Annotated in this window: 26 protein-coding genes; 12 read left to right on the top strand and 14 right to left on the bottom strand. The window is 54.7% G+C overall.

Features of this window, described 5'->3' with window-relative positions; translation table 11 throughout:
• Window positions 1–295: 295 nt before the first annotated feature.
• From ntrC to ACW81B_RS04515, 8 genes are all read right to left on the bottom strand, one after another.
• Window positions 296–1,708: a nitrogen regulation protein NR(I) gene (ntrC, locus tag ACW81B_RS04550; RefSeq protein WP_491579028.1), complete on the bottom strand. Its 1,413-nt coding sequence runs from the start codon at window positions 1,706–1,708 to the stop codon at window positions 296–298.
• Window positions 1,705–2,754 (bottom strand): nitrogen regulation protein NR(II), encoded by a 1,050-nt coding sequence (glnL, locus tag ACW81B_RS04545; protein ID WP_491579027.1) that lies wholly within the window; start codon window positions 2,752–2,754, stop codon window positions 1,705–1,707. The genes ntrC and glnL overlap by 4 nt, the downstream gene beginning before the upstream one ends.
• A 286-nt stretch (window positions 2,755–3,040) precedes the next feature.
• The gene (locus ACW81B_RS04540) at window positions 3,041–3,583 is read right to left on the bottom strand and encodes a DUF4124 domain-containing protein (RefSeq protein ID WP_491579026.1); all 543 of its coding nucleotides are present in this window, start codon (window positions 3,581–3,583) and stop codon (window positions 3,041–3,043) included.
• A 112-nt stretch (window positions 3,584–3,695) separates the two neighbouring features.
• Window positions 3,696–5,105: a glutamate--ammonia ligase gene (gene glnA / locus ACW81B_RS04535; RefSeq protein WP_491579025.1), complete on the bottom strand. Its 1,410-nt coding sequence runs from the start codon at window positions 5,103–5,105 to the stop codon at window positions 3,696–3,698.
• A 227-nt stretch (window positions 5,106–5,332) separates the two neighbouring features.
• The gene (locus tag ACW81B_RS04530) at window positions 5,333–6,490 is read right to left on the bottom strand and encodes a cation diffusion facilitator family transporter (protein WP_491579024.1); all 1,158 of its coding nucleotides are present in this window, start codon (window positions 6,488–6,490) and stop codon (window positions 5,333–5,335) included.
• Between the two features lies 1 nt (window position 6,491).
• Window positions 6,492–6,725, bottom strand: coding sequence for a sulfurtransferase TusA family protein (locus tag ACW81B_RS04525; RefSeq protein ID WP_491579023.1), 234 nt, complete (start codon window positions 6,723–6,725; stop codon window positions 6,492–6,494).
• Window positions 6,722–7,765, bottom strand: coding sequence for a tRNA (5-methylaminomethyl-2-thiouridylate)-methyltransferase (locus ACW81B_RS04520; protein ID WP_491579022.1), 1,044 nt, complete (start codon window positions 7,763–7,765; stop codon window positions 6,722–6,724). The genes ACW81B_RS04525 and ACW81B_RS04520 overlap by 4 nt, the downstream gene beginning before the upstream one ends.
• Window positions 7,766–7,861: 96 nt before the next feature.
• Window positions 7,862–8,428 carry a hypothetical protein gene (locus ACW81B_RS04515; RefSeq protein WP_491579021.1) on the bottom strand — a complete coding sequence of 189 codons (567 nt, stop codon included), beginning with the start codon at window positions 8,426–8,428 and terminating at the stop codon, window positions 7,862–7,864.
• A gap of 157 nt (window positions 8,429–8,585) precedes the next feature.
• On the opposite strand from ACW81B_RS04515, the gene glyQ reads away from it, so the two are divergent.
• From glyQ to ACW81B_RS04495, 4 genes are read left to right on the top strand one after another with little or no spacing between them, the layout of a single operon-like run.
• Entirely contained in the window at window positions 8,586–9,500 is a 915-nt protein-coding gene (gene glyQ, locus ACW81B_RS04510; RefSeq protein WP_491579029.1) for a glycine--tRNA ligase subunit alpha, read from the top strand.
• Entirely contained in the window at window positions 9,500–11,575 is a 2,076-nt protein-coding gene (glyS, locus tag ACW81B_RS04505) for a glycine--tRNA ligase subunit beta (protein WP_491579020.1), read from the top strand. Before glyQ ends, glyS begins: the two co-directional genes overlap by 1 nt.
• A gap of 8 nt (window positions 11,576–11,583) precedes the next feature.
• A complete protein-coding gene (locus tag ACW81B_RS04500; protein ID WP_491579019.1) occupies window positions 11,584–11,922 on the top strand; it encodes a MazG nucleotide pyrophosphohydrolase domain-containing protein in 339 nt (112 codons plus the stop codon).
• 37 nt (window positions 11,923–11,959) lie between these two features.
• Window positions 11,960–12,724, top strand: a complete 765-nt coding sequence (locus tag ACW81B_RS04495) for a lysophospholipid acyltransferase family protein (RefSeq protein ID WP_491579018.1) — start codon at window positions 11,960–11,962, stop codon at window positions 12,722–12,724.
• On the opposite strand, the gene gyrB is transcribed toward ACW81B_RS04495, so the two are convergent.
• The 4 genes from gyrB to dnaA form a co-directional block, all read right to left on the bottom strand.
• Window positions 12,721–15,138 carry a DNA topoisomerase (ATP-hydrolyzing) subunit B gene (gene gyrB / locus ACW81B_RS04490; RefSeq protein ID WP_491579017.1) on the bottom strand — a complete coding sequence of 806 codons (2,418 nt, stop codon included), beginning with the start codon at window positions 15,136–15,138 and terminating at the stop codon, window positions 12,721–12,723. The genes ACW81B_RS04495 and gyrB overlap by 4 nt on opposite strands.
• A 28-nt stretch (window positions 15,139–15,166) precedes the next feature.
• Complete coding sequence (gene recF, locus ACW81B_RS04485; protein WP_491579016.1) at window positions 15,167–16,249, bottom strand: DNA replication/repair protein RecF; 1,083 nt, start codon at window positions 16,247–16,249, stop codon at window positions 15,167–15,169.
• Between the two features lie 38 nt (window positions 16,250–16,287).
• Complete coding sequence (dnaN, locus tag ACW81B_RS04480; RefSeq protein WP_491579015.1) at window positions 16,288–17,388, bottom strand: DNA polymerase III subunit beta; 1,101 nt, start codon at window positions 17,386–17,388, stop codon at window positions 16,288–16,290.
• Between the two features lie 198 nt (window positions 17,389–17,586).
• The gene (gene dnaA / locus ACW81B_RS04475) at window positions 17,587–18,924 is read right to left on the bottom strand and encodes a chromosomal replication initiator protein DnaA (protein ID WP_491579014.1); all 1,338 of its coding nucleotides are present in this window, start codon (window positions 18,922–18,924) and stop codon (window positions 17,587–17,589) included.
• A 201-nt stretch (window positions 18,925–19,125) separates the two neighbouring features.
• Between dnaA and rpmH the strand changes: the two genes are divergently transcribed.
• From rpmH to mnmE, 5 genes are read left to right on the top strand one after another with little or no spacing between them, the layout of a single operon-like run.
• Window positions 19,126–19,260 carry a 50S ribosomal protein L34 gene (rpmH, locus tag ACW81B_RS04470; RefSeq protein WP_132970826.1) on the top strand — a complete coding sequence of 45 codons (135 nt, stop codon included), beginning with the start codon at window positions 19,126–19,128 and terminating at the stop codon, window positions 19,258–19,260.
• Between the two features lie 9 nt (window positions 19,261–19,269).
• Complete coding sequence (rnpA, locus tag ACW81B_RS04465; RefSeq protein WP_491579013.1) at window positions 19,270–19,650, top strand: ribonuclease P protein component; 381 nt, start codon at window positions 19,270–19,272, stop codon at window positions 19,648–19,650.
• The gene (gene yidD, locus ACW81B_RS04460; RefSeq protein ID WP_491579012.1) at window positions 19,622–19,882 is read left to right on the top strand and encodes a membrane protein insertion efficiency factor YidD; all 261 of its coding nucleotides are present in this window, start codon (window positions 19,622–19,624) and stop codon (window positions 19,880–19,882) included. Before rnpA ends, yidD begins: the two co-directional genes overlap by 29 nt.
• Window positions 19,875–21,542, top strand: coding sequence for a membrane protein insertase YidC (gene yidC / locus ACW81B_RS04455; RefSeq protein ID WP_491579011.1), 1,668 nt, complete (start codon window positions 19,875–19,877; stop codon window positions 21,540–21,542). Before yidD ends, yidC begins: the two co-directional genes overlap by 8 nt.
• Before the next feature lie 13 nt (window positions 21,543–21,555).
• A complete protein-coding gene (gene mnmE / locus ACW81B_RS04450) occupies window positions 21,556–22,905 on the top strand; it encodes a tRNA uridine-5-carboxymethylaminomethyl(34) synthesis GTPase MnmE (protein WP_491579010.1) in 1,350 nt (449 codons plus the stop codon).
• A 50-nt stretch (window positions 22,906–22,955) separates the two neighbouring features.
• Here mnmE and ACW81B_RS04445 read toward each other — a convergent pair whose 3' ends face one another.
• Entirely contained in the window at window positions 22,956–23,669 is a 714-nt protein-coding gene (locus tag ACW81B_RS04445; RefSeq protein ID WP_491579009.1) for a hypothetical protein, read from the bottom strand.
• Window positions 23,670–23,674: 5 nt separating this feature from the next.
• Complete coding sequence (locus ACW81B_RS04440) at window positions 23,675–24,193, bottom strand: RNA polymerase sigma factor (protein WP_491579008.1); 519 nt, start codon at window positions 24,191–24,193, stop codon at window positions 23,675–23,677.
• A gap of 315 nt (window positions 24,194–24,508) precedes the next feature.
• Between ACW81B_RS04440 and ACW81B_RS04435 the strand changes: the two genes are divergently transcribed.
• The 3 genes from ACW81B_RS04435 to ACW81B_RS04425 all read left to right on the top strand — a co-directional run.
• Window positions 24,509–25,024, top strand: coding sequence for a DsrE family protein (locus ACW81B_RS04435; RefSeq protein ID WP_491579007.1), 516 nt, complete (start codon window positions 24,509–24,511; stop codon window positions 25,022–25,024).
• A gap of 72 nt (window positions 25,025–25,096) precedes the next feature.
• Complete coding sequence (locus tag ACW81B_RS04430) at window positions 25,097–26,662, top strand: hypothetical protein (RefSeq protein WP_491579006.1); 1,566 nt, start codon at window positions 25,097–25,099, stop codon at window positions 26,660–26,662.
• Window positions 26,663–26,771: 109 nt separating this feature from the next.
• A partial coding sequence (locus ACW81B_RS04425) for a hypothetical protein (protein WP_491579005.1) occupies window positions 26,772–26,995 on the top strand: 224 nt, incomplete at its 3' end.

Raw genomic sequence — 26,995 nt, 5'->3', positions numbered from 1 at the left:
AAACCTGTCGAAATCGCTGACCTTGTCAAGATTGGCAATAACGTCGACAGCGAGCAGTTTGCCGAGTGCATACTGGCTATCGGTGCTGCGTTGCGCAGCGAAACCACCCAGCTCTAGAAAAATCATCTGGTTTAATGAATGACACTAAGTTAAGTCGAAATCACCACCGTCATCCCGGCGCAGGCCGGGATCCAGGCGGTTTGATCAGGCTTTCTGGATTCCCGCCTGCGAGGGAATGACGGGATTTAAGGCTTAACTTAGTGCCATTCATCTGATTTAATCGGCATTGTCTGGATTACGGGCGGGTATCAAGATCCAGCTCGCGAATCTTCCTTGTCAGCGTGTTGCGCCCCCAGCCCAGCAAGCGTGCAGCATCCTGCCTGCGGCCTCCGGTCTGTGCCAGCGCCGCTTCGATCATCACACGCTCAAAAGCCGGCAAGGCTTCGTCGAGTAATGCTTCCTGCCCGTCAGCCAGTTTACGGCTGGCCCAGGCACGCAGTGCAGATTCCCAGCCCTGCACAGCGGTCGATTCAATGCCCGGTGACTGGCGAAGTTCAACAGGCAGGTCATCGACACGGATTTCCTGGCCCGGTGCCATGACTGTCAGCCAGCGACACAGGTTCTCGATCTGTCTCACATTGCCAGGCCAGTCCAGTTGTTTGAGATAAGCCTCCGCGGGCGGCAGCAACTGCTTTGCATCCACACGCAATTCTGTTGCAGCAGCTTGCAGGAAATGATGCATCAGCAAGGGTATATCTGCCCGCCGTTCGCGGACAGCCGGCAGATGGATGCGAATCACGTTCAGGCGATGAAACAGATCTTCGCGGAAACTTCCCTCACGTACCCGTTGTTCCAGATCCTGGTGTGTGGCGGCAATGATTCGAACGTCGACTCGCACCGGCGTATGGCCTCCCACCCGGTAGAACTCTCCATCAGACAGAACACGTAGAAGTCGCGTCTGCATTTCTGCCGGCATGTCGCCAATCTCGTCCAGGAATAACGTCCCTTTGTCCGATTGTTCAAAACGGCCCAGCCGCTGGCTTTGCGCGCCGGTAAAGGCGCCGCGCTCGTGGCCAAATAATTCCGACTCCAGCAAATCGCGCGGGATGGCCGCCATATTGAGTGCGACAAAGGGTTTATCTGCACGCGGGCTGTGGCGGTGCAACGCACGTGCGACAAGTTCCTTGCCGGTCCCGGACTCACCGTTGATCAGTACCGTGATATTGGACCGTGAAAGCCTGCCGATGGCACGGAATACCTCCTGCATGGCAGGCGCTTCACCAATAATTTCCGTATCGACCTGGGCGATTGCTGTAGCGGTTTTTTGTGTCCGTATACGACTTTGCTCGATAGCCCGCCGCGTCAGTTCAACGGCGTCGTCGATATCGAAAGGCTTGGGCAGGTATTCAAACGCCCCGCCCTGGTAAGCCGTTACAGCACTATCCAGGTCCGAGTGAGCGGTGATGATTATGACCGGCAAATCGGGGAAATCCGCCTGGATGGCATTGAGTAATTCAAACCCGCCCATACCCGGCATACGCACATCGGTAATCAGTGCATCCGGCTGGCCATGTTGCAGGGCTTCAACAATCCCACTGGCCGAGGAAAAGGCATTTACCTTCATGTCGGCTTTCTGCAGCGCCTTTTCGAGTACCCAGCGAATCGACTGGTCGTCGTCAATCACCCATACACTCGCCTTGTCCGTCATGCTTCCTCCAGTGGTAACAGCAGGGTGAATACGGTGTGCCCCGGTTCACTGGCAAACTCTATTATACCGTTGTGCTGGTTCACCATTGACTGGGCGATAGAAAGACCAAGCCCGGTGCCTTCTGCACGACCCGTTACCATGGGATAAAAAATCTGTTCCTTCATTGCCTCATCAATCCCTTTGCCGTTATCTACAATGTCGATACGCACCGCAAGCCGGTGACGCATCTGGCCAATGGTTACCTGGCGCTGGGTGCGGCTGCGCAGGATGATCCGGTCTGCACCGGACTGCACGGCATTGCGCACCAGGTTCAGCACCGCCTGAATCAACTGCTCTGAATCTGCATTCAGTTCGGGAATACTCGGGTCGTATTCCCGAACCACCTCAACAGCCCTGTTATCTTCCGCTTCCACCAGGCTGCGTACGTGTTCGAGCACCTGGTGGATATTGATCACTTGCTTGTGCGGCAGATTGTTTGGACCCAGCATACGGTCCACCAGGTTTCTCAGCCGGTCTGCCTCGCGCATAATGACCTGCGTGTATTCTTTTTGTTCCTCGTCGTTTAATTCGCTTTCCAGTAACTGTGCTGCGCCTCTCAGTCCGCCCAGCGGATTTTTTATTTCATGCGCCATACCACGCAGTAACTCGCGTGCTGCCCGCTGCTGCATCAGCAACTGTTCTTCGTGAGCAATCCGTATGTAGCGGTCTCTGCGCACTATTTCCAGAAGCAACTCGGAACGACTGATCGCCGTCACCGTAAAATCCACGACCATCGTCTGACCATTGACAGCCTTCAGCTCCAGTTCGCGCTCGGTAAATGAAAGCTGGTTGTCGAGCGCACCTGTCAAATATTCAGCCATGCTTTCTGACACTGAAACGAGCGCAGACCAGGCGTGCCCGACAATTTGCCGGCGACTGACCTGAAACAGGTTTTCAGCCGCAGGATTCAAATAGCGCAACGTCAATTCACTATCGATGAGCAGCACCGCGGTACTCTGAAGCTCCAGCAAACGTGCCGACCGCTGCTCCTGCGTCTTATCTGACATGGGCATGCATGGGAGTTAGCAAAAAATACGCCGCTTTCGGACAATTTCTGACAGATAGCTGCGCAAAGGAAATAATTCTTTTAATAACAATCAATAGCATCATTTTCTCCGGGGCACATAACAGGCCGGAGTAGACCCGAAGGTTATCAGGACAATCATGAAGCACACATTCACACCAACGATGCACCACTATAGTGCATGGCGTGCCGGCTGAACAGTTATCAATAGGGAAAGTACCTGAATATCAGGCATGAGGACTCAGGTCGTACCGGAGCATGGGGCAGGACTAGTTTCGTGCCGGATTAAAAACTGTCTGTCGATGAACAAAGAATCGAATCTCCTTGCTGCGCAGCAACGGCTTGCCTTTGGCATCAACAATCGCTACAGCGATCTTGTGTTCGCCACGATCCACCGTTTGCAGATCCATGGTTGCAGCAGTTCGGGGTTTACCGACCGGTTTCCCGTCGAGGAAAAACTGAAACCGGTGACCCGATCTGCTCTCGAGGGCGGGCTTGCTGGCCGCCACCACGGTGACGTTACCCGGATTACTGCGCAGGGTCTCATCCGGTTTCGGTGAAACGATTTCCACGCTCTCGTAAGCTGTAGCTTTATCCGCAACACTGACCGTTTTTTTGCTGACCGCTTTCAGGGTCGGCGCGGTGTAAACCGACAGGGGTTTCAACTGAACCCGTTCCGCACCTTTCGTGGCCTGATTACTGAAGGTGACATTGCCGTTTTCATCAATCGTTCGATAAACCTCGGCAGGCACCGGGGCTGCAAAAACGATTGCCAGTAAACATATTGTTCGGGTGGACAGGACGTTATACATATCGGTCACCTTTCACGGTGTGGTTTGATACTACCTTACCCACAGCCCGTCAGGCGCGCAACCAAAAACGCCCCCTTTCGGGGGCGTTTCCGGTACCGCTCGTCAGGTACGGTTACAGGCTGTAATACATATCAAATTCAACCGGATGGGTGCTCATGCGCAGACGCGTCACTTCTTCCATCTTCAGGTCGATATAGCCATCGATCATATCGTCAGTGAAAACACCACCCGCGGTCAGGAACTTGCGATCCTTGTCCAGGGCGTCCAGCGCCTGGTCGAACGTAAAGCAGACCTGCGGGATACTGGCTTCTTCTTCCGGCGGCAGATCGTACAGATCCTTGTCCATGGCATCGCCCGGGTGGATCTTGTTCTGGATACCGTCGAGGCCGGCCATCAACATGGCGGAGAAGGCCAGGTAAGGATTGGCGGTGGAATCCGGGAAACGCACTTCGATACGGCGGCCCTTGGGATTGGCCACGTAGGGAATACGGATGGATGCGGAACGGTTGCGTGCCGAGTAGGCCAGCATGACCGGCGCTTCGAAACCCGGGACGAGGCGTTTATACGAGTTGGTGGAGGCATTGGCAAACGCATTCAGTGCCTGGGCGTGCTTGATGATACCGCCGATGTAGTACAGGGCAATGTCGGACAGGCCGCCGTACTTCTTGCCGCTGAACAGGTTCTTGCCTTTCTTGGCCAGTGACTGGTGAACGTGCATGCCGTTACCGTTATCGCCTACCAGTGGCTTGGGCATGAATGTCGCGGTCTTGCCGTAACTGTGCGCCACATTCATTACAGCGTATTTCAGGATCTGCACTTCGTCGGCCTTGCGAACCAGGGTGTTGAACACCGTACCGATTTCACACTGGCCGGCCGTCGCCACTTCATGGTGATGCACTTCCGTCGGGCAGCCCATTTCGTCCAGGGCAAGACACATGGCGGAACGCATGTCGTGCAGTGAATCGACCGGCGGGACCGGAAAGTAGCCGCCCTTTATGCCCGGACGGTGACCGATGTTGCCATCTTCATAAACGCGTTCAGCGTTCCAGGAGGCTTCGTCGGAATCAACCTTGTAGAACGCACCGCTCATATCGGCGCCCCAGCGAACATCGTCCAGTACGAAAAATTCGTTTTCCGGACCAAAGTAGGCGGTATCCGCGATGCCGGTAGACTTGAGGTAGGCTTCAGCACGCCTGGCCAGCGAACGCGGGTCACGCTCGTAGCCTTTCATGGTGGCCGGCTCAAGAATGTCGCAACGCAGGTTCATCGTGGACTCATCGGCAAACGGATCCATCACGGCGGTAGTGGTATCCGGCATCAACACCATGTCTGACTCGTTGATGCCTTTCCAGCCAGCGATACTTGAGCCGTCGAACATTTTACCTTCCTTGAAGAAGGCAGCATTGATTTCACCGGCAGGAACGGTAACGTGCTGCTCCTTGCCCAATGTGTCAGTGAAACGCAGGTCAACGAATTTGACCCCGTTATCCTTCATCAGTTTATTTACCTTCGTTGCGGACATCTAGACTTCCTCCGAAATAGGAATTGATCTCAAAAAAACGGGTTCCGACCTGAAAACAGGGTCAAATACCGGTGAATCCAAAAAGTGTTCCTGCAAAGAGCAGGAATTATGCCACGAGAAAAATTGCTGGCAAGTCGGGGGGTTGCGATTTCTCATCCCTCAACAGCCTGGCGAGAGCGCACCAAAAGCGTGCCTTGCACAATAATTATGCCTCAAATCAGGGCGCATCAGGCGCGGAAACAGACCTGGACACCGTCCACTTCCGGTAATGACTTTGCCGCCTGCTCTATACTCTGCACCAGCCGGGCCGGGTCATCATACTGTTCCAGCACGGAAAGTGGCAGTGCAACGTCCACCTGCAGCTTGCCGGACAAATAGTGCAGGGTGATGTCTCCACTGTCGATACGGGTCAGCCCGGCCCATTTCTCACGAAGGCGGTTGATCAACTCTTCGCGCAGCGGCAGATGATCGCAGGGTGATTCCATTTCATCATCTTCCGGGTCGATATGCACTGTCACATCGGTCACTTCTTCGAAGCGTTCCAGCAGTTGCCGCCGCACGGTATCACCAATCTGGTGCCCCTCCGACACGCTGATGCGTGGATCTACCTGCAGGTGTAAATCGACCAGTGCCTGTCCGCCACTACGGCGGGTGCGCAGCATGTGCAGGGCACGCACGCCGTTCACCCCGGTAATGGCTTCACGGATGGATTCAACCAGCTCGGGTTCCAGCGCCGTATCAATCAGTTCGCGGGTGCTGGACAACACCAGGTCGACACCGATTTTTGCAATCATGACCGCCACGGCAACAGCGGCAACAGCGTCGAGGTAGTGGTAGCCCATCATGGCGCCTGCCACGCCGATGAATACCACAACCGATGAAATAGCATCGCTGCGGCTGTGCCAGGCATTCGCCATCAGCATGTTCGAGCGCAGCCTGCGTGCTACCCGCATGGTGTACTGGTAAATGATTTCCTTGGAAACAATCGAAATGAAGGCAATGATCAACGCCAGTGAGCCCGGTGCAAACAGCAGATCCGGTTCGTTAATGCGTAGCACGGCATCCCATGCGATACCGACGGAAACCAGAATCAATGCAACACCCAGGCCGACAGTCGCCAGTGTTTCAATACGCCCGTGACCGTAAGGATGATCTTCATCCGCTTCACGGTGTGAGTGTTTGGCGGCATACAGCACGACAAAATCTGTCGCCAGATCGGACAGTGAATGAATCCCGTCAGCGACCAGTGCTTCTGAATGCGCAATCCAGCCGACAATAATTTTTGCAACGCCCAGCAGCAAATCGACGACGGAGCCGATCAGGGTAACCTTGCGCACTTCGCGGTAACGGGGGTTATGAATGGATTCTTCTGCCGTTGCACTCATGTCAGTCTGCATCGCCTACGCGAATCGTAATAACGACTTCGTCCTGTTGTTCTTCTATGGATAGCACTTCATGCCCGTTAACACGGCACCAGGCCGGAATATCGTGTTTGGCACCGGGGTCGGTACAGGTTACCACCAGCGTATCGCCGGGCTGCAACTGCTGTATCCGGTCCTGGCTGCGTATGACCGGCATCGGGCACAGCATACGCCGGACATCGAGTTCGTATTGACTCACAGGTACCAGTCTGCCGGTATGGCGCTGCCGCCTGTTGGTTTGACGCTCAGTGTCCGTGTGTCAGCGTTCAGCGGGTGGATCTCGACATCGACCCGGTCCGCGCTGCGTCCCTGGCTGAAACGTGCCGTGACTTCAGCGGCCAGTTGCAGGTCGGCTTCGCTGGCCTCGCCATCAAGTAACACCAGCGGGCCATTATGACTGGTGGTAAACAGGTGCGTAAACTGTTTACGGTAACCTTCGAGAAATTTGTTCTCCCCGTCCTCGCGGCCGATGATCAATTTGAAGTTGGGGCGCGGGCGGATATGACGCCCCACCTTGAGCAACATAATGTCGTCAAATTCATATCTTCTTTCGCCGCGCGCCTTCCACAAATCCGCCAGCTTTTGTGAGTAGCTGGCATCTGTCAGGAAACAGCAACCGCCCGCCGGCTGCGCATACTCCTCATAGCCAAACTGACTGGCCAGCGCCATTTGCGGTTTGCGGCTACGGCCTTCGAAATTGTACAGCTTTTCACGATCGATCCAGCCTTCCAGCTCCGGCAGGGTAGGGGGCAGGTTCCTTGCGCACAGCGGGCGCAATAAACGGTCTTCCGCGCCGGACTCGATGGCAATGACCGGCATGGTGTCCTTGCGCTGCGACTTGGGTCGCTGTCCGATCACTTCACCGGTAATGATGAAATCAAAACCGTTTGCCTCGATCCATTGTTTCGCTTTCTGCACCATGAAAATCTTGCAGTCCAGACAGGGATTCAGGTTGGCGCCGTAACCGTGCTTCGGGTTGAGCACCACGTCCTTGTACTCTTCGATAATATCGATAATGTGCAGCTTGATGCCCAGCTGCTCGGCCACCCACAGCGCGTTGTTACGCTTGGGTTTGGCCCGGTCCTTCTTGCGGATGGCGTGGGTGTGCCCCTCCACACAAAAACCGGTGAAGAAATTGATGCCCTCGACGTGGATGCCCTGTTCCTGCATCACCCGGGCAGCCAGTAATGAATCAAGCCCGCCGGAAATCAACGCGACGGCTTTGCGTGGTTCGGTCATATCGCTACCGATTAAGTAAAAATCCGCACGGATTGTACCCTATGCCCGGACGGACATAGCGCGAAGATTGAAAGGGAATTTCGTAACCGGCCGGAATCAGTGGCGGGAACGCTGATCCTGACGCGAGGCGGGCAGGCTGCCGGAGCCGGTAACCGCATCCCAGGCACTGCGACTGCCCGTGTCCGCCCATAATTCTGCGGCAGCCAGCGGCTCCAGTGCCGGGGTGCCGGACAAACCCCGCATGGCATGCAGCACATCCATAATAGCGACGAACCCGCCCGCCAGGTTGCTGAACAACCGTTCGCTGTGCCGATCCACCAGTGAGGAAAGCTGGCCGTAGGCGCTGCGCCCGATATTCACGAAGTAGCTTACCCGCACCATACGCTTTTCAGCAATTTGCGGGAAAAGCCCGGAAAAAAGCAGGCATTGGTCGCCAACATCCCTTAAATTACCCGCTTGCTGTGCATCGGCCTGCTGTGCACGCAAAAATTCCAGCGCCATGATCTTGCGTGCCAGCTCGGGCCGGTCGGCAAACCGCATCAGCAGAAAAACCAGATAGGATTCAAGGGCTTCTTCAAGATTACAGTCACAGGCCTGCTGCGCTTCAGCGACCAGCGCATGCCATTGGGCCAGATCTGTCGGTTGGAGAACCAGCGTCTTCATCCTTCACCTCTCTCGCTTTCCCTCAGACAAATTAGCGGCCGATGGGTTTCCTGACTTGAAGGCGGTTAACACGGTTGTTGGTGCAAATTGCAGCGCGCCCTACATCCGCGCGGCCGTGCAAGCTATACTGCGCGCTTTTGACAAGGGCTGGCCTGCGATTTTGACTTCCGACACGACACCCAAAACCTTCCAGGGCCTGATCCTGGCGTTACAGGACTTCTGGTCACGGCAGGGCTGCGTGCTGCTGCAACCCTATGATATGGAGGTCGGCGCAGGGACTTTCCACCCGGCCACCTTTTTACGTGCTATCGGTCCCGAGCCCTGGCGTACCGCCTACGTACAGCCGTCCCGCCGTCCTGCGGACGGGCGCTATGGCGAAAACCCGAACCGCCTGCAACATTATTATCAATTCCAGGTTTTACTCAAGCCCAGCCCGGACAACATCCAGGCACTCTACCTGGACTCGTTACGCGAACTCGGCCTCGATCCGCTGGTGCACGATATCCGCTTTGTTGAAGACAACTGGGAGTCACCCACCCTGGGCGCCTGGGGGCTGGGCTGGGAAATCTGGCTGAACGGTATGGAAGTCACCCAGTTCACCTATTTCCAGCAGGTCGGCGGGCTGGACTGCCGCCCGGTCAGTGGCGAAATCACCTACGGCCTGGAACGTATCGCCATGTACCTGCAGGGTGTTGAAAGCGTTTTCGACCTGGTGTGGACGGATGGCCCGCAGGGCAAAGTGCTGTACGGCGATGTGTTTCACCAGAACGAAGTTGAGATGTCGACCTACAACTTTGAACACGCCAACGTGGAGGAACTGTTTCACTGGTTCGATGTGTGTGAAAAAGACAGCCAGACGCTGATTGAAGCGGGCCTCCCGTTACCCGCCTATGAGCTGATGCTGAAAGCGTCACATACCTTTAACCTGCTGGATGCGCGCAGCGCCATATCTGTTACTGAACGGCAGCGCTTCATTCTGCGGGTTCGCTCACTCGCTCGCGCCGTCGCACAGCGCTACTACGAACGTCGTGAGTCACTGGGCTTCCCGATGCTGAAAGGGGAGGCCTCGTGATGACAGAGACACGCAATCTGCTGGTTGAAATCGGTACCGAGGAATTACCACCGAAAGCATTACGGCGTTTGTCTGATGCATTTGCCGATGGAATGTCGCGGGCGCTTGATGAGGCCGGCCTGGGATTCGAGGGCATTCAACCCTATGCCGCACCGCGCCGTCTTGCACTGCTCATTCGTGCGTTACCCGTTGCACAACAGGATCGTGAAATCGTTCGCCGCGGTCCTGCGCTTGCCGCTGCCTTTGATGACGAAGGTTGCCCGACAAAAGCTGCAACGGGCTTTGCAAAAAGCTGTGGTGTCGAAGTTGAGCAACTCGATCAACTGGAGACCCCTAAAGGCAGCTGGTTGTCGTTTCGTGCCGTGGAAAAAGGAAAGTCGACCACCGAGCTTGTTCCCGGCATGGTTGAACAGGCGCTGGCCGGTCTGCCGATACCTAAACGTATGCGATGGGGCGACCGCGATGAGGAATTCGTGCGCCCGGTCCACTGGATTGTGCTGTTGTTCGGCGAGGAAGTCATCTCCGCACGCGTACTGGGCATACCTGCCGGTCGTGAAACCCGCGGGCATCGCTTTCATCACCCGCAAGCCCTTGCGCTGGCAAACGCGGACGACTATGTCACGTTACTGCGTGAACAGGGCTATGTCCTGGTAGATTACCGCGCTCGACGCGATAGCGTACGCAAGCAGGTTATTGCATGTGGTGAAAAACTGGGTGGCAAGGCATTAATTGATGAAAACCTGCTCGACGAAGTCTGTTCACTGGTTGAATGGCCGGTTGCCATTGATGGCAGGTTTGATGAAGCCTTTCTTGAAGTACCTTCGGAAGCCCTGATATCCAGCATGCAGGATCACCAGAAATACTTTCCCGTGGTAACGGAAGAGGGCAAGCTGTTACCCTGCTTCATCACGGTTGCCAATATCGAAAGCCGTGACGTGGAACAGATTCGTGCAGGTAACGAGCGCGTGATTCGTCCACGCCTGTCCGATGCCGCTTTCTTCTGGAACCAGGACCGCAAAAAACCCCTGTCGGAACGGGCCCACGGTCTGCGCAACATGGTGTTCCAGAAAAAACTCGGTACATTGTTCGACAAGCAGGAACGCATGGCTCGTCTCGCTGCCACCGTTGTAACATTGATAGGCGGCGACCCGGCGTACGCAGAGCGTGCGGCGCGCTTGAGTAAATGTGATCTGCTGACCAGTATGGTGTACGAGTTCCCGGAACTTCAGGGCATTATGGGGCGCTACTACGCTACGCACGATGGTGAGCCGGAAGCCGTTGCCAGCGCCATCGAGGAACATTATCACCCGCGTTTTGCCGGAGACAGCCTGCCACAGACTGCCACCGGACAGGCACTGGCAATGGCCGACCGTCTCGACAGCCTGGTTGGTATTTTTGCCATTGCCCAGCCGCCCAGTGGCGACAAGGATCCTTTCGCACTTCGGCGCGCAGCGCTTGGGCTGGTTCGAATTTGTATAGAAGGCCAACTCGACATAGATCTCGAAACATTACTCAATGAATCTGCCGCAGGGTTTCCCGCTGAAATAAACGCCGGTGAAGCCGTAATCCATGTGTTTGATTACATCATGGACCGGCTGCGCGGTTACTACCAGGACAGCGGCCTTTCCTCAGATCTGGTCGATGCTGTGCTTGCCACACGTCCGACACGCCTGCTCGACTTCGACAAACGCATCCGTGCCTGTCAGGTGTTTCGTGACCTGCCGGAAGCCACCGCACTGGCGGCTGCCAACAAACGTATTGCCAATATTCTCAAAAAGACGCAGGAGTCCATACCGGACAGCATCGACAACTCGCTACTGACAGACGCCGCGGAAAAACACCTTGCTGAACAACTTGCCACGCTCAAGCCCGGTGTTCTTGAATTAATGGACAAGGGAAACTATACCCCGGCGTTACAACAGCTCGCCGGCCTGCGTGACGCGGTTGATGCTTTCTTCGACCAGGTCATGGTCATGGTGGATGACGATCGTCTGCGCCGTAACCGGCTTGCATTACTTAATGAACTCGGCACACTGTTCCTTCGTGTTGCCGACCTTTCCCGCTTGCAACACTGAGGCAGCTTATGCAACACAGCGACTCCTACCAGGCCATGCTCGATGCGGTTCAGGCCTTTCACGATAAACATGACTTCCGCAATACCGGTGGAGAAGACATGACCTACCGTGTTGCGCTGATGGCTGAAGAACTTGGTGAAATATCATCCTGTGTCACCAAGGGAAAAGCTGTTGACAGCCTGTCAGAAGAAGTCGCCGATCTTTTTATCCTGCTGCTTGGCACAGCGATCGCTGCAGACTTCGATCTCAGGGAAGCCTTCTGGAAAAAAATGGAAAAGCTGATGTTACGTGAGTCGCGGATGGTTAATGGTCGAATCCGGGTCTCCGAGTTCAGGGATATGGGTTAAGCTGTTCACTGTCACCGCGACCAACGCCACACACAAAATGAATACTCCGCTTCCCTCGAAACCCGTTCTCTATTTACGCTCGTTTGTGTTCTGGATTTTTTTTGCCTCCATTACAGTATTATTCGCCCCCCTGTTGTTGCTCAGTTTTCCTTTCCCTTTTGAAAAACGCTTTGCGCTCACACATGCCTGGTCAAGGCTGACCATCTGGTGGCTGGGCGTAACCTGCAAGCTTTACTATGAAGTAGAAGGCCTGGAAAATATCAAACACACGGCCGGTATCGTGTTTTCCAAGCATCAGTCCACCTGGGAAACACTGACACTCAATTTCTGGTTCACACCACAAACCTGGGTGATCAAGCGGGAGTTGCTGTGGCTGCCGTTCTTTGGTTGGGGCGCATACATGATGGAACCTATCGCGCTCAATCGAGGCGCCGGTCGCAAAGCCGTGGACCAGCTGGTTGAACAGGGGCAGCAACGTCTCGACAGTGGACGCTGGGTCATTATCTTTCCGGAAGGTACACGCATAGCGCCAGGCAAACACGGTCGTTATCGTATCGGTGGCGCTGTACTGGCTGAGCGTACCGGTTACCCGATCTATCCTGTTGCACATAACGCCGGCGAGTACTGGCCACGCCGACAATTTATCAAGAAGCCCGGCGTAATACAGGTTCGGATCGGCCCGGCCATTTCTGCGCAGGGAAAAACAGCGCAGCAGATCCTGAAGGAAGCAGAGAACTGGATTGAATCAGAAATGGCGCGTATTACAACGCTGGACTCGCACGAGCACAGGGTAACTGACTAGACGTCGAGGTTAGAGGCGGTCAGTGCATTTTTCTCGATGAATTCACGACGCGGTTCAACCTGGTCACCCATCAGCGTAGTGAAGATTTCATCTGCCGCAACAGCATCTTCAATTTGCACCTGCAGCATACGGCGTGTCTCCGGGTTCATGGTCGTTTCCCAGAGCTGGTCCGGGTTCATTTCACCAAGTCCTTTATAGCGCTGGATGTGCTGTCCGCGTTTGGCCTCTTCCATCAACCAGTCGATAGCCTGTTTGAAGCTGTCGATAGGTTGCCGTTTTTCACCACGCTGCACACAGGCGCCTTCGCCCAGCAGATCATTGAGTTGTTCACCCAGTGCGACGATGCGGCCGTATTCGGCACTGGCAAAAAATTCGCTGGGGATCTTTTGCTCGCTGGCTGTAATGCCATGCGTCAGTCGCTTGACCGCTATGGTGAACTGTTCACGATCCTCATCCCGCGTCACGCCGATTTCAAAGCGCTCGCCGGCTTTCTGCTGGCTGTTGATTCGACTTTCCAGCTCGCGGCACCATTCCTCAATCTTTGCCACATTGTGCAGGTCAACTTCCTCGAGTGCCGGCATGTACAACATGCGCTCCAGCACAACCGGGTTGTAGCGACGCGACAAACGCTCGATTGATGCGGTGACTGACAGGAACTGCCTGGCGAGACTTTCCAGACCCGGGCCGGTCAGCGCCGGCGCGTCCTTGCTGACAAACAGACTGGCTTTGTCGAGTGCTGCCTGCAGGAGATATTCCTGCAACGCGGTATCATCCTTAACATATTGTTCTTGCTTGCCTTTTTTTGTTTTATAAAGCGGTGGCTGAGCAATGTAGACGTAGCCGTTCTCGATCAACTCCGGCATCTGGCGATAGAAAAAGGTCAACAACAAGGTGCGGATATGTGAACCGTCGACGTCCGCATCGGTCATAATGATGATGCGATGATAACGCAGCTTCTCAATATTGAATTCATCGCGGCCAATCCCGCAGCCCAGTGCAGTGATCAGCGTGCCGACCTCGGCAGACGACAGCATCTTGTCGAAGCGCGCTTTCTCCACATTGAGGATTTTGCCTTTCAGCGGCAGAATCGCCTGGGTGCGCCGATCCCTGCCCTGCTTGGCAGAGCCGCCGGCGGAATCACCCTCCACCAGGTACAATTCACTTTGTGAGGGATCACGCTCCTGGCAATCCGCCAGTTTGCCGGGCAAACCGGCAATATCCAGTGCGCCCTTGCGCCGTGTCATCTCACGGGCCTTGCGCGCGGCTTCGCGTGCCATCGCAGCTTCCATGATTTTTGCAATGATCGCCTTGGAATCTGTTGGATTTTCAAGGAGATAGCTTTCGAGTTTCTCCGATACCGTGGACTCTACAATGCCTTTCACTTCGGATGAGACCAGTTTTTCCTTGGTTTGCGAGGAAAACTTCGGATCAGGAACCTTGACCGACAGCACCGCTGTCAATCCTTCCCGCGCATCATCGCCCGTGGTATTCACCTTGTTCTTTTTGGTGACCTGTTTTTCCATGTACTGGTTCAGTGTGCGTGTCAGTGCCGCACGGAAACCGGCCAGGTGGGTACCACCATCGAGCTGGGGAATATTGTTGGTGAAACAGAATATATTTTCCTGGTAGGAATCGTTCCACTGCATCGCCACTTCAACACCGACCCCGTCACGCTGGCCCGTGAAATAAAAAACATTCTGGTGCAGGGGTGTTTTTTTCCGGTTCAGGTGCTCGACAAAGGCCCGGATACCGCCCTGGTATTCAAAAACATCCTGCTTGTCGGTTCGTTCATCCGTTAGCCGAATGCGCACACCTGAATTCAGAAAAGACAATTCTCTCAAGCGCTTGGCAAGAATGTCATAATGAAATTCGATATTGGTAAAGATTTCAGCGCTGGGTTTAAAACGAATTTCCGTACCCGTTGTATCTGTGTCGCCAATGACCTTCAACGGCGTCAGAGGCTCGCCCAGGGCGTATTCCTGGAAGTAGACGTGCCCGTCTCGCTTTACAGTAAGCTTCAGTGATTCTGAAAGCGCATTGACGACGGATACACCCACGCCATGCAGTCCACCGGAAACCTTGTAGGAATTATCATCGAATTTACCGCCAGCGTGCAGCACGGTGAGAATAACCTCGGCGGCTGATCGCCCTTCCTCCGGGTGGATATCGACCGGGATACCTCGGCCGTCATCGCTGATGGTGACCGAATTGTCACTATGCAATGTTACGGAAATTTCCGAGCAATAATTAGCCAGTGCCTCGTCGATGGAGTTATCCACGACCTCGAACACCATGTGGTGCAGACCCGTGCCGTCATCCGTGTCTCCGATATACATACCGGGGCGCTTGCGAACCGCATCGAGCCCTTTCAGGACCTTGATATTTGAGGAGTCGTAACTGGGTGTATCAGCCATGGTGCTTCATCCAAAAAATGTACGTGTATTATACCACTTCCTCGACCTGGCCGTGTTTCACGTGAAACATGCTGACTGAAGAAGATGATACGTGAGCTGTCTCCGGGAATTCGATGCCCGTGGCAAACACCTGTGCATCCAGGTTGATGAGTTGTTGCATGACTCTGGCCTGATTTGCGCTATCCAGTTCTGCGCCCAGATCATCCAGCAGAAAAAGGCTGCGTTTGCCGGCCTGGTCTTTCAGTACCAGGGCCTGGCATAGCTTGAGTCCTGTCACCAGCAGCTTTTGCTGGCCGCGTGACAGCGATTCATTCACTGCTCTGTTGCGATATTTCAGGGAGAAATCCGCCCGCTGCGGGCCGTTTCTGGTAAATCCCTGCTCTCTGTCAGTAGACAGACTTTCTTCAAGAACGGTTTTATAGTCTTTTTCCGCCGCCCATCCGCGCCGGTACTGGATTTCAAGGGAATCACGGGTATCCATGAAATCATCCATAATCACATCAAGACTGCGACCAATCTGGTGTAAATATTCCTTCCGCCAGGCGTCCAGTGCTTCGCCACAGCTTGCCAGGTCCCTGTCCCATACTGAAATCTCTCTTGCTGAAGAAGCCGATCGCAGTGCCGCGTTACGCTGTTTTATCAGTTTTTGAAACTGCTTCCAGACCGGAATGTAGTCTGGTTTCACGTGAAACAATCCCCAATCGAGAAATTGTCTTCTTAACGGTGGACCATTTTCGAGAAGCCCGTGTAAATTACCTCCGACCCACTGGAGCGGAAACAGGGCCGCCAGTTCAGACAATCTGCGCACTGGCTCACCATCAATCCGTGCCATGAGTTGACCCGGTGTGCGACTTATACCCACAGGAATCATTCGACCTGTTTCCTGCTGAAGTTTTGCAACCAGTTGAAAACCGGTAAGGCCGTGAGCGATAGCCCGATCAAGAGAGTTCGAACGAAATGAACTGGCCCGCCCCAGGACATAGATGGCTTCGAGAAGGCTGGTTTTACCCGCCGCATTCTCTCCTCTGAACAAGTTGAGTCCTGGAGAGAAAGCGAGACGGGTCTTCTCCAGATTACGGAACCCGTCAATGGAAAGTGAAAAAAGCGACATTATCTGGTCCCCGATGTAGCATCGGGGCAGGGTGGCTGCTACAACCGCATAGGCATAACGACGTAACGGTACTGATCCGTGCCAGGCTGTTTGACCAGACAACTACTGTTGGAGTCGCCCAGTATTAATTCGACCTTGTCACTGCGCACCGCGGCCAGTACATCGAGCAGGTAGGTCACGTTAAAACCGATTTCCAGCTCTCCACCTTCGTAGTCGACATCAAATTCCTCATCAGCTTCTTCCTGATCAGGGTTATGTGCTTGAATTTTTATGTTATTTTTTTCAAGATTGAGGCGTATACCACGGTACTTCTCGTTTGACAGGATAGACGTCCTGGACAGGGCCTGGCGGAATAATTCCCGGTCAGCCACAATCAGTTTGTCACCACCTTTGGGCACCACGCGATCATAATCCGGAAAGCGTCCATCAACCAGTTTGGACGTAAAACAAACATCCCCAACAGTAAGGCGAATATGGTTCGCACCCAGTTCCACGGCAACGGATGTTTCACTGTCATCCAGTAGTCGCTGTAATTCCTGTATCCCCTTGCGCGGCACGATGACCTGGCGCGGATTATCGGTCTGGATCTCTACCGGCACATCGCACAGGGCAAGTCGGTGACCATCGGTGGCGACTGCACGTAAAAATCCATTGCCCATTTCCAGCATCAGTCCGTTCAGGTAATAACGAACGTCCTGCTGGGCCATCGAGAACTGGGTTCGATCGATGACTTCTTTCAATTCACCCTGTGACAGCGTAAATCTTGAATCACCGTTAATTTTTTCAACGAGGGGAAAGTCAGCTGCGGGTAGCGTCGAAAGGGTAAAGCGGCTTTTTCCGGAACGGATCTGGGCTTTCTGTTCCTTGATCGATAGCTGGATGCTGGCGTTTTCCGGAAGGGCCTTGCAGATATCAATCAGTTTACGCGCAGGCAGGGTAATTTCACCCTCCTCACTGATGTCCGCTGAAGTTTCCGCCTGGATTTCCACCTCCAGGTCTGTCGCTGTCAGTTTGAGCCGGTCACCACTTGCATTGATCAGGAGATTGCCCAGCACAGGTAGTGTCTGGCGTCTTTCGACAACACCGATAACCTGTTGCAGGGGTTTCAGGAAAGACTCTCGGTCTATCGTGAATTTCATTAATTAACTATCCTTTTTATAATACAGGTTACTGTTGTTAAGGGCAGTAAGATCGGTTGATAACATGTACTTTATACAGCAGTTTCATGTTGTTACATCCTGAAATCGGTGTTCAAAAGCAGGCTCGGTGACTGTGGGGTTCCTGTGGATAATATCGGATAACTTTCAGATGACAAGACCATGCACCGGTTATCCACATCATGTTGTGAGTATTCTCCACAGGTTGCTATAGTCCTCGGCAATGCGCATGTCCGCATCTTTCAATTCGCTGACCTTGCGGCAGGCGTGTAATACCGTTGTATGGTCGCGTCCACCGAAAGCCTGGCCGATTTCGGGCAGGCTGTGGTTCGTCAATTCCTTTGCCAGTGCCATGGCAATCTGCCGCGGCCGGGTCACCGAGCGGGTACGACTGGCCGAGTGCAGGTCAGCGACGCGTATTTTGTAATACTCTGCAACGGTCTTCTGGATATTGTCGATTGAAACCAGTTTATCCTGCAAGGCTAGCAGATCCCGCAAGGCTTCTTTAGTAAATTTGAGGTCAATGGATCGCCCGGTGAATTTTGCACTGGCGATAATGCGTTTCAATGCGCCTTCCAGCTCACGCACGTTGGAGTGGATCCGTTTGGCCACGAAAAAGGCGACGTCGCTAGGCAGGTCGATATGAGCCTGTGCCGCCTTGTTGACCAGGATGGCGACCCGTGTTTCCAGTTCGGGGGGTTCAATGGCAACGGTAAGCCCCCAGCCAAAACGGGATTTAAGGCGTTCCTCCAGGCCCTTGATCTCTTTCGGGTAACGGTCACAGGTCATAATGATCTGACTCTGGCCTTCGAGTAACGCATTGAATGTATGGAAAAATTCTTCCTGAGAACGTTCCTTGCCGGCAAAAAACTGGATGTCATCGATCAACAGTGCATCGACGGTACGGTAGTAGCGTTTGAACTCATTCATGGCGTTGTGTTGCAACGCCTTGACCATGTCGGCAACGAAGCGCTCGGAATGCAGATAAACCACTTTAGCACCGGGTCGCTGATTGACGATCATATTGCCGACCGCGTGCATGAGGTGTGTCTTGCCCAGCCCCACCCCGCCGTAAATGAACAGGGGGTTATAAGCCGTGCCTGGATTTTCGGCGACCTGAATGGAAGCGGCGCGAGCCAGCTGGTTGGATTTGCCTTCGACAAACGTATCGAAATTAAACGTGTTGTTGAGATTTCCACTGGGCAGTTCGCGGGTTTCGCCGCGCCGTTCCACGGCAACAGGTTGGGCCGCTTTTTTTTCCACCACCGGTGCTTTGACGGAACCGATTCCCAGTTGAACGGCGATGGTTTCGGCATTCGGGCGGGAATCGACGGCTTTCTGGATATGTTCCAGAAAATGCTCGTTAACCCAGTCCAGTACGAAACGGTTTGGCGCCAGTAAGGTCAGGTTTTCGCCGTTCTCGATGGCATGAAGGGGCCGTATCCAGGTGTTAAACTGTTGTTCGGGCAACTCGTTTTCGAGCTGTGACAGACATTGTTGCCAGAGTGTACCTTGCAAGGGGATAGTCCTGTTTTTGTCGTTACCGGGATGAGCGGGGCCGATCAGTCTAACGCCACCACGTTGACTTATCCACAACCCGGTGGAAGATAAAATTATCGCGCGGTGGTTGACAGCGCGGGGGGTAAGCCAGTAACCTGCGCGGCCTGATTTGGCCCGTCGTAATCGGGCCTTTAACCTTTTTTGGGAACGGTTTGCGCCATGAAGAGAACATTCCAGCCTAGCAACCTGAAGCGCAAGCGTACACACGGTTTCCGTGCCCGTATGCGCACCAAGAACGGCCGTCTTGTCATCAAGGCCCGCCGTGCAAAAGGTCGCGCGCGCCTTTCTGTCTGACCGGTCACCTTGACAGGCGCCAGCGCCACCTATCCCGCTGCGTACCGCCTGCTCACAGCCGCCGGTTTCCAGCGTGTCTTCCGGCATTGCGACATCAAGGTCAGTGATCGATATATCACCGTGCTTGCAAAATACAACGACCTGGGCCACCCGCGACTTGGTACTGTTGTGTCGATAAAAAATGCCGGCAACGCGGTCAGGCGCAATCGTATCAAGCGCCTGATACGGGAAAGCTTTCGTCTCAATCGTTCCGAAATGGATAATGTTGACCTGGTGGTACTGGTGCGCGCCGGCATCAGCGCGTGCAGCAACAAAAAAATTTTCCGTTCACTGGAAACGCACTGGCGTAAAATCGCTTCTCATGCGCAAGCTGATTCTGATACTCATTAAGGTTTATCGCCTCATCGTCAGTCCCTGGCTGGGAAACCACTGCCGGTTTACACCAAGCTGTTCAAGCTATTCGCTGACCGCGATCGAACGCTTTGGCGTTTTTCGTGGTGGCTGGCTGGCGCTGCGACGGATCGGTTCCTGTCACCCCTGGCGCGAAGGTGGTGTAGACCCTGTGCCGTCAACCCTGTGCAAGCATTCAAGCAAACAAAAAACGACTCATTCCCATGGATAATCCACGCGTACTTCTCGCTATCGCCCTGTCTTTCATCATTCTGCTGCTGTGGCAGACCTGGATGGACGATTATGGACCGGCACCTCAACAGCAAGCTGTGGAAGGTGCTGCTGAAAACAAAAACAGTGTTGATGGTGAAGTGCCGCAGTCTGTCGCCAATGATATGCCCAGCAGCGAAATTACCGGGCAGAAGGCTGCGGATGCCCTGCCTGATGCAAGCCCCGCTTCACTGCCGACAGGCCAGTTGATCGAGGTGCTGACGGATACTTATCGCGCGCTTATCGATACCCGTGGTGGTGAGCTGGTCGAAGTTGATCTGTTGCAGTATCCGGAGACCCGCGAACCTGACAGTCCGCCGTTCCGCTTGCTGGAGCGCGGGGACGCGCAATTGTTTATCGCCCAGAGCGGGTTGCGTACCGGAAAAACCGACGCAGAACCCAATCACCACGCCATGTTCACCTCAGAGCAGACCCGCTACCAGCTGACCGACGGCGCGGATGTCATCGAAGTGCCCCTGCACTGGTCAAACGAGGCCGGTGTGCAGGTCACCAAAATCTACCGCTTCCGGCGTGGCAGTTATGTGGTGGAGCTGGGCTTCGATGTTGTAAACAACAGCGACACCAGCTGGAGCGCACGTCCCTATTATCAGTTGCAGCGCACACCCTTGCAGCATACCTCGCGTTTCCTCTACACCTATACCGGTGGTGTCATCTACAGCCCGGAAGAAAAGTACGAGAAGATCAGTTTTGACGATATGGAAGATGAAAATCTCAGTCGCGAGATAAAGGGCGGCTGGGCGGCCATGTTGCAGCACTATTTTCTGGCAGCGCTGGTTCCCGATCCCGAGGTAACCGCACACTACTACAGCCGCGCCCTGGGGAACCAGCGTTACCTGATCGGTTTCTCCGATGCGAGTCTGACCGTGGCACCCGGCGAACAGGTCAGTACCAGTGTGCAGTTATTTGCCGGGCCGAAACTCCAGCACATGATGGCCGACGTGGCACCGGGCCTGGAGCTGACGGTTGATTACGGCAAGCTCACCCTGCTGGCACAACCGATTTTCTGGTTGCTGGAAAAGATCCATGCGCTGGTGGGCAACTGGGGCTGGTCGATCATTTTTCTTACCATGATCATCAAGGGCCTTTTCTTCAAGCTGTCTGAAACCAGTTACCGCTCCATGGCCAACATGCGCAAACTGGCACCGCGCATGAAAGCGCTCAAGGAGCGCTACGGCGACGACAAGCAGAAACTCAATCAGGCCATGATGGAGATGTACAAGAAGGAAAAGGTCAACCCGCTGGGCGGTTGCCTGCCTGTACTGGTACAGATCCCGGTGTTTATCGCCCTGTACTGGGTATTGCTGGAAAGCGTGGAGATGCGCCAGGCACCGTTCATGCTGTGGTTGCAGGACCTGTCTTCTGCCGATCCGTATTTCATCCTGCCGTTGCTGATGGGTGTCACCATGCTCATTCAGCAAAAGCTCAACCCGGCGCCGATGGATCCTATCCAGGCCAAGGTGATGATGATTCTGCCGGTGGTGTTCACCGTGTTCTTCGCCTTCTTCCCGTCCGGACTGGTGCTGTACTGGGTCGTCAACAACACACTGTCCATCGCCCAGCAGTATGTCATTACCAAACGGGTTGAAAGGGGAGAGTCCTGAACCTGGCCAGGCTATGCAACAGGCACCCGCTGACACCATAGCCGCCATCGCCACGGCGCCGGGGCGTGGTGGTGTGGGTATCCTCAGATTGTCCGGCGCTGATGCGCCGCGTATTGCTGAACAGATTGCCGGTCCCCTGCCCGTTCCACGTATGGCTGAATTGCGGGTGTTTCGCGACAGCGCCGGTGAACAGATTGATGAAGGTCTGGTACTGAATTTCCCGGCCCCCGGATCCTTTACCGGCGAACACGTAGTGGAACTGCACGCCCATGGTGGTCCGGTGGTGCTGGATATGCTGCTTGCCCGGCTGCTTTCGCTGGGTGCGCGCGCCGCCCGTCCGGGGGAATTTTCCGAACGCGCATTTCTCAACGACAAACTTGACCTGGCCCAGGCCGAGGCGATTGCAGACCTGATCGACAGCGACACCGAGCAGGCGGTGCGCGCCGCCACCCGCTCCCTGCAAGGTGAGTTTTCCCGGCATGTCCACCGTCTGGTCGATGTACTGACCGGTCTTCGAACCTACGTCGAAGCGGCTATCGATTTCCCGGACGAGGAAATTGATTTTCTCAGCGATGGACAGGTTCAGACACAATTGAAGGTGGTCCGTGAACAACTGGCGGAAGTCGGGAAACAGGCCCGACAGGGACAATTGCTGCGCGATGGTATGACGCTGGTGATTGCCGGCCGGCCCAATGCCGGCAAATCCAGCCTGATGAATGCGCTGGCCGGTCGCGAAGCGGCCATTGTCACCGAGGTCGCAGGCACCACGCGTGATGTGCTGCGTGAACATATCCAGATTGACGGTATGCCCCTGCACATCATCGATACAGCTGGCCTGCATGACAGTAATGACCCCGTTGAGCAGGAAGGCATACGCCGCGCCTGGCACCAGATTGAACAGGCCGACCGGGTGTTGCTGGTCATCGATGATCAGCAGGGTTTTCGTGAGGAAGACCGGCAGATCCTCGAACGCTTGCCGGAAAAGCTGCCTCACACCAGGGTTTACAGCAAGATCGACCTGACCGGCCGTCGCGGCGGGACCGTGAGCGACAACAACACAACCGCCCTGGCGCTCAGCACCCGCAGCGGGGAAGGAATGGGCGCGTTACGTGGCCACCTGAAACAGTTGATGGGCTACCGGGCGACGCCGGCCGGTGGCTTCAGCGCACGCCGCCGACACCTGGACGCATTACAGCGCGCAGCCCGGCACCTGGAAGCCGCTACGGCTTGTCTGGATACGGGTGCAGAACTACTGGCCGAGGAACTGCGCCTTGCCCAACAGCACCTGTCAGCCATCACCGGTGAATTTTCCAGCGACGATTTGCTGGGTGAGATTTTCTCGGGGTTTTGTGTCGGGAAATAAAAACCCCGCCGAAGCGGGGTAAAATCTGGAGGAGTTTCAATAAAAATGTGTCAGATATCAGAGAGCGAATCGACTTTCCTGTAGGTCCAGCCCTGTTGCAAACGCTTGACGATGTGGTCAACCGCCGTCTCGCCGGAATGCACATCATTGATGAGTGTAACGTCGCCACCGGCTCGCTCGATATTGCGGATAGCATTCATGCAGGCGATGAATTGCAGGTTATTGTATTTCTCAGTGAGCGCTCTCACCCGCTGTTCGTAGGGCGATTTACCGATACGCAGCAGGTCCAGGCCGCCGGAGTTGGCGACGACTTCAACCTGGACGCCTTTTTCACGGTGTTCCTGCAAAAAATTTTCCGTGTAGTCGAGCAGCAGTCCAAAATGCTCCGGGTCGGAATCGTCTATATGCAGCACAATCCGGTCAGGGTCACTGACTTCTGCCAGTGTCGTGGTGCCGCGATCCGCGCACACGTAGCCGAGTAAGCCACCGCCAACACCAATCGCGAGCGCTATGAGTGAGGCGGCTACCCCGCTGCGCAGTACATGCCAGGGCGCCTTGCGCCGTGGCAGTTCATGTTGTTGCGGCGGCATGGCGGAACCGAAACCGGTACGCATCCAGTCCTTGGTGCGTCGCAGGCTGCAGATGCGTTGCGATAGTTCCTTGTCCTGCTCCATGGCAGCCAGCACGGCGTTTTGCTGTGCGGCTTCAAGTTCTCCATCGATGTATGCGGTCAGAGTCGCATCATCCCAGTGTTCATTCATCATCGCGCTCACTTCACCCTTCTCAGCGACGGGCCGACCGGTTCGGCCGACGATACTTCATCTGTATCGAGCAGCTTGACCAGACCTTTACGTGCCCGGTGCAATCGGCTCATCACGGTGCCCGCGGGGATTTCCAGAATCTCCGAGACGTCGTTATAGGAAAAACCTTCCAGATCTACCAGCGCCAGTACCCGGCGTTGTTCCAGCGGAAGTGCTGCAACGGCAAGCCTCACCCGGCTGACAATTTCCAGCCGGTCGATCATCAGGTCCGGGCCGGGTTTGTCGCAGGGCCGTTCATCGTCCAGGTCTTCGTGTGGACGGCGGCTGCGCAGGTACTGTTTCCAGCAATTATTGAGAATGCTGTACAACCAGGCGTTCAAACGCTCCTTGTCACGCAGCTGGTGGACTTTCTGAAGCGCCAGCGACAGGGTTTCCTGCACCAGGTCGTCAGCCAGCATGCTGTCGCCACACCACGCCAGCGCGACCCGGTACAGGCGTTCACGGGAAGCGGCAATGCGCGGGCGCATCGACACACATTTATTTATGCAGCTAATCAGACCCATATTCTTCAGATGCAACACAATCCCCTTTTATTTCACCTGTAAGCGCATTTTTTATGGCCTTGTGTGAAGAACCGGGTTCTCCCGGGTGCCGATTCCTTCTGCATAGTAACGCCGCAGGTGCTAGCGGGCGACTATTTGCCCCTGTTGGTGGGCTTTTTCTGCCATTCAAAGACTTTGTGAAGATTGGTTTTACGACAAATTTTATTCAAAACGGGAATATTTTGTTGTCCACCTGTCTCTACTTAAGCGAAAACCAGCAGAGAGGTGGAGGAATCTCACATGAAGCTCAATTTATGTCGCTCCCTGAGCGCGATCAGTCTTGCCATTGCCATTTTCGGAGCTGCCCCGGTTGCCGCAGAGCGTTTGGACAAAAAGCCGGCCGCATCGCCGGATCTTTTTCATCCTGCGCGGATAACAAAGGTTCCGGAGGCACCGGATGAGAAGCCCTTTGCCGAGCATTTTATCGTTTTCCACATCTCCAGCGGTGATGCGTTTGCACAAAAGCTGGTGCTGAATAATGCCCAGAACCTGGCAAATTTCTATGGCCCGGATAAAGTCATGATTGAAATCGTGGCCTACGGTCCCGGGTTGAGGGCCCTGTTTAAGGAGAACGCCTATGCGAAACGCATCGAGCGGCTGGCGGAGCAGGGCATCACCTTTACAGCTTGCGCCAATACCATGACAGCGATGGGCAGGGATTTGCCGAGTCTCAATAAAGTCGCCAGGGTAGTACCCGGCGGTGTGGTGAGATTGACAGAATTGCAGGAAGCCGGCTGGGTGTACATCAGGCCCTGACAGAAAATCGCTTGAAGCAAAAACGACTCAATAAATTAAAGACGAACAAATACCACCACCTGGAGGGGTATTATGCTGAAGACACTCCAACCTTTACACAAGGTCGTTCCCGCCGGACTCGCATTGATGCTGGCACTGGGCGCTACGACCACACAGGCCGCCAACTGGTTCAAGCTGCGAGGCACGGAACCGGGCGGTATCTCCCATACCTTGCAGGTATGGGGCTTCCTGCAGCCGACATACGCCGCTGATTTCAGTGATGATATCAAGGGTGGTATCGGTGGCTTTGCGGCCGCTAATGACGACAAGCAGGTACCGGGCACGATCCCACCGGATCGTACATCGCGGTCAAGTTTCTACATGAGACGTGCACGAATCGGTATTCGCGGCACCATGATCCCGATCAGCAATGACATCGACTATTTTATTCTCACAGAGTGGGGACAGAACGGCATAACGCGATCAGACGGTGGCGCAAAGCTGCTGGACGCTTCTATTACGTTCAACCAGTTGTCGCGTGGTACGGATGAAAATGGTTTGCAGAATCTGGGTGTCAGGCTTCGCGTGGGCCAGTTCCTGTTTTCGCAGACCTCGCAGGCGTTGTCTCAGTCCACTCCGGGACGCCGCGTGCATATTTTCATGCCGGAAGCGACTTTTGCACATGCCATTGGTCGTTTCGTGACCGATAACGGTGTGCATAACTGGCCGGAAGCCGAGACGAGTGCCAACGGCGCACGTGATGTGGGTATAGAGCTTTTCGACTGGACTGAATTCAAGGACCCCATGTTCGGTGGCGGTCCGCTGGAATTCACCTATTCGTTAGGTCTGGGCAACGGTGATGCGATCGGCGAGCTGAACCGGGATGGCAATTACAAGAAGTACGCCTGGCTTTCGCTGGCAAAATTGCTGGACGATACGCGTGGTCCGCGTCGGCATGACATTCAGGTGTATGGCTGGTTTCAGGACACCAATGTTCTCTTCAATAATGACATTGATGGCGATGGAAGACCGGATAACCTCCCTGTCGGACCGGCGGGTGGCGATGCTAATCCTTTTAATCTGACTGCAGCCAATCTGAGTTGCGGTAACCGGGTCTGCAAGAACGGTTTCCAGAAAGACGAGAAGCAGCAATACTATGGCTTCGGTATCGAGTATTTCGATAAACCGTTCGCCAACCTTGGGCAGTTCCGTTTTGAGGCAGAGTGGCAGAAGCAGCGCGGTCTGACGTTTGACGGTGCACATTCTCCATCAGCAGACGTAAATGATGCGGTTGGTGGTTTTGACAGCATCCTGTATTCGCCAAACAGCGAAAACACCGGCTGGTTTGTCGATGTTGGCCATGACATCCACAAATATCTCGGTCTCCGCAAACGAACGACGATCAATCTCCGCTACGACGAGTTCAACCGGAACAGAGGCAACAAGTTCAGGGAAGTCATGTGGAAGACATGGACCCTGACGGGCGAGTATTTCTTCCACAAGAAAGCACGTGCAACCTTGACATATCAATGGAGGGATTTTGATGCCGATGATCGTGTTAATCCCTACCTGACCAACGGTAACGCAGTGCTGGAGCAGATAGATCAGCGAATTGGCTTGCAGGTGACCTTCATCTACAAGAATGTGCTGTTGCGCTGATCTGTAACGGAAAGTTGAGAGATTGCAACTAGAGGCCCATACGGGCCTCTAGTTGTTTACGATTTGTGATATGTTCAGACAGCGTTGATGATTTGAAGCGGAAGGTGTGATGACCGGGTATCCCGAAAACTGGCGGGCCAGAGGTATAGTCGTACTGGTTACGTTGTGTCTCGCTCTGGGGCTGACGAATCAGGCATATGCTGCGAGGCAGGAACAGAAGCGTGGCGTAATCATTCCGGATGCAGAAAGAATTTACTCCGATGTTTCCACAGAAATACAGGCAAGCCCGGCCGGTGCTATCTGGAAAATACCCCTTCCCAACCAGGACGCCTG

The organism is Thiogranum sp., from assembly GCF_058323355.1.
The sequence above is the reverse complement of the archived record's forward strand: the minus strand, read 5'-3'. Positions and strand labels throughout refer to the sequence as shown.

What these genes read in the sequence shown, in the direction of transcription:
- gyrB (WP_491579017.1), bottom strand. Translation starts at nt 15,138, where the DNA reads ATGGCTGATACACCCAGTTACGACTCCTCAAATATCAAGGTCCTGAAA.
- ACW81B_RS04530 (WP_491579024.1), bottom strand. Translation starts at nt 6,490, where the DNA reads ATGAGTGCAACGGCAGAAGAATCCATTCATAACCCCCGTTACCGCGAA.
- ACW81B_RS04515 (WP_491579021.1), bottom strand. Translation starts at nt 8,428, where the DNA reads ATGAAGACGCTGGTTCTCCAACCGACAGATCTGGCCCAATGGCATGCG.
- ACW81B_RS04520 (WP_491579022.1), bottom strand. Translation starts at nt 7,765, where the DNA reads ATGACCGAACCACGCAAAGCCGTCGCGTTGATTTCCGGCGGGCTTGAT.
- glnL (WP_491579027.1), bottom strand. Translation starts at nt 2,754, where the DNA reads ATGTCAGATAAGACGCAGGAGCAGCGGTCGGCACGTTTGCTGGAGCTT.
- yidC (WP_491579011.1), top strand. Translation starts at nt 19,875, where the DNA reads ATGGATAATCCACGCGTACTTCTCGCTATCGCCCTGTCTTTCATCATT.
- glnA (WP_491579025.1), bottom strand. Translation starts at nt 5,105, where the DNA reads ATGTCCGCAACGAAGGTAAATAAACTGATGAAGGATAACGGGGTCAAA.
- ACW81B_RS04500 (WP_491579019.1), top strand. Translation starts at nt 11,584, where the DNA reads ATGCAACACAGCGACTCCTACCAGGCCATGCTCGATGCGGTTCAGGCC.
- dnaN (WP_491579015.1), bottom strand. Translation starts at nt 17,388, where the DNA reads ATGAAATTCACGATAGACCGAGAGTCTTTCCTGAAACCCCTGCAACAG.
- ACW81B_RS04430 (WP_491579006.1), top strand. Translation starts at nt 25,097, where the DNA reads ATGCTGAAGACACTCCAACCTTTACACAAGGTCGTTCCCGCCGGACTC.
- rpmH (WP_132970826.1), top strand. Translation starts at nt 19,126, where the DNA reads ATGAAGAGAACATTCCAGCCTAGCAACCTGAAGCGCAAGCGTACACAC.
- ACW81B_RS04435 (WP_491579007.1), top strand. Translation starts at nt 24,509, where the DNA reads ATGAAGCTCAATTTATGTCGCTCCCTGAGCGCGATCAGTCTTGCCATT.
- recF (WP_491579016.1), bottom strand. Translation starts at nt 16,249, where the DNA reads ATGTCGCTTTTTTCACTTTCCATTGACGGGTTCCGTAATCTGGAGAAG.
- ntrC (WP_491579028.1), bottom strand. Translation starts at nt 1,708, where the DNA reads ATGACGGACAAGGCGAGTGTATGGGTGATTGACGACGACCAGTCGATT.
- mnmE (WP_491579010.1), top strand. Translation starts at nt 21,556, where the DNA reads ATGCAACAGGCACCCGCTGACACCATAGCCGCCATCGCCACGGCGCCG.
- yidD (WP_491579012.1), top strand. Translation starts at nt 19,622, where the DNA reads ATGCGCAAGCTGATTCTGATACTCATTAAGGTTTATCGCCTCATCGTC.
- glyS (WP_491579020.1), top strand. Translation starts at nt 9,500, where the DNA reads ATGACAGAGACACGCAATCTGCTGGTTGAAATCGGTACCGAGGAATTA.
- ACW81B_RS04440 (WP_491579008.1), bottom strand. Translation starts at nt 24,193, where the DNA reads ATGCGCCCGCGCATTGCCGCTTCCCGTGAACGCCTGTACCGGGTCGCG.
- ACW81B_RS04445 (WP_491579009.1), bottom strand. Translation starts at nt 23,669, where the DNA reads ATGATGAATGAACACTGGGATGATGCGACTCTGACCGCATACATCGAT.
- ACW81B_RS04540 (WP_491579026.1), bottom strand. Translation starts at nt 3,583, where the DNA reads ATGTATAACGTCCTGTCCACCCGAACAATATGTTTACTGGCAATCGTT.
- ACW81B_RS04495 (WP_491579018.1), top strand. Translation starts at nt 11,960, where the DNA reads ATGAATACTCCGCTTCCCTCGAAACCCGTTCTCTATTTACGCTCGTTT.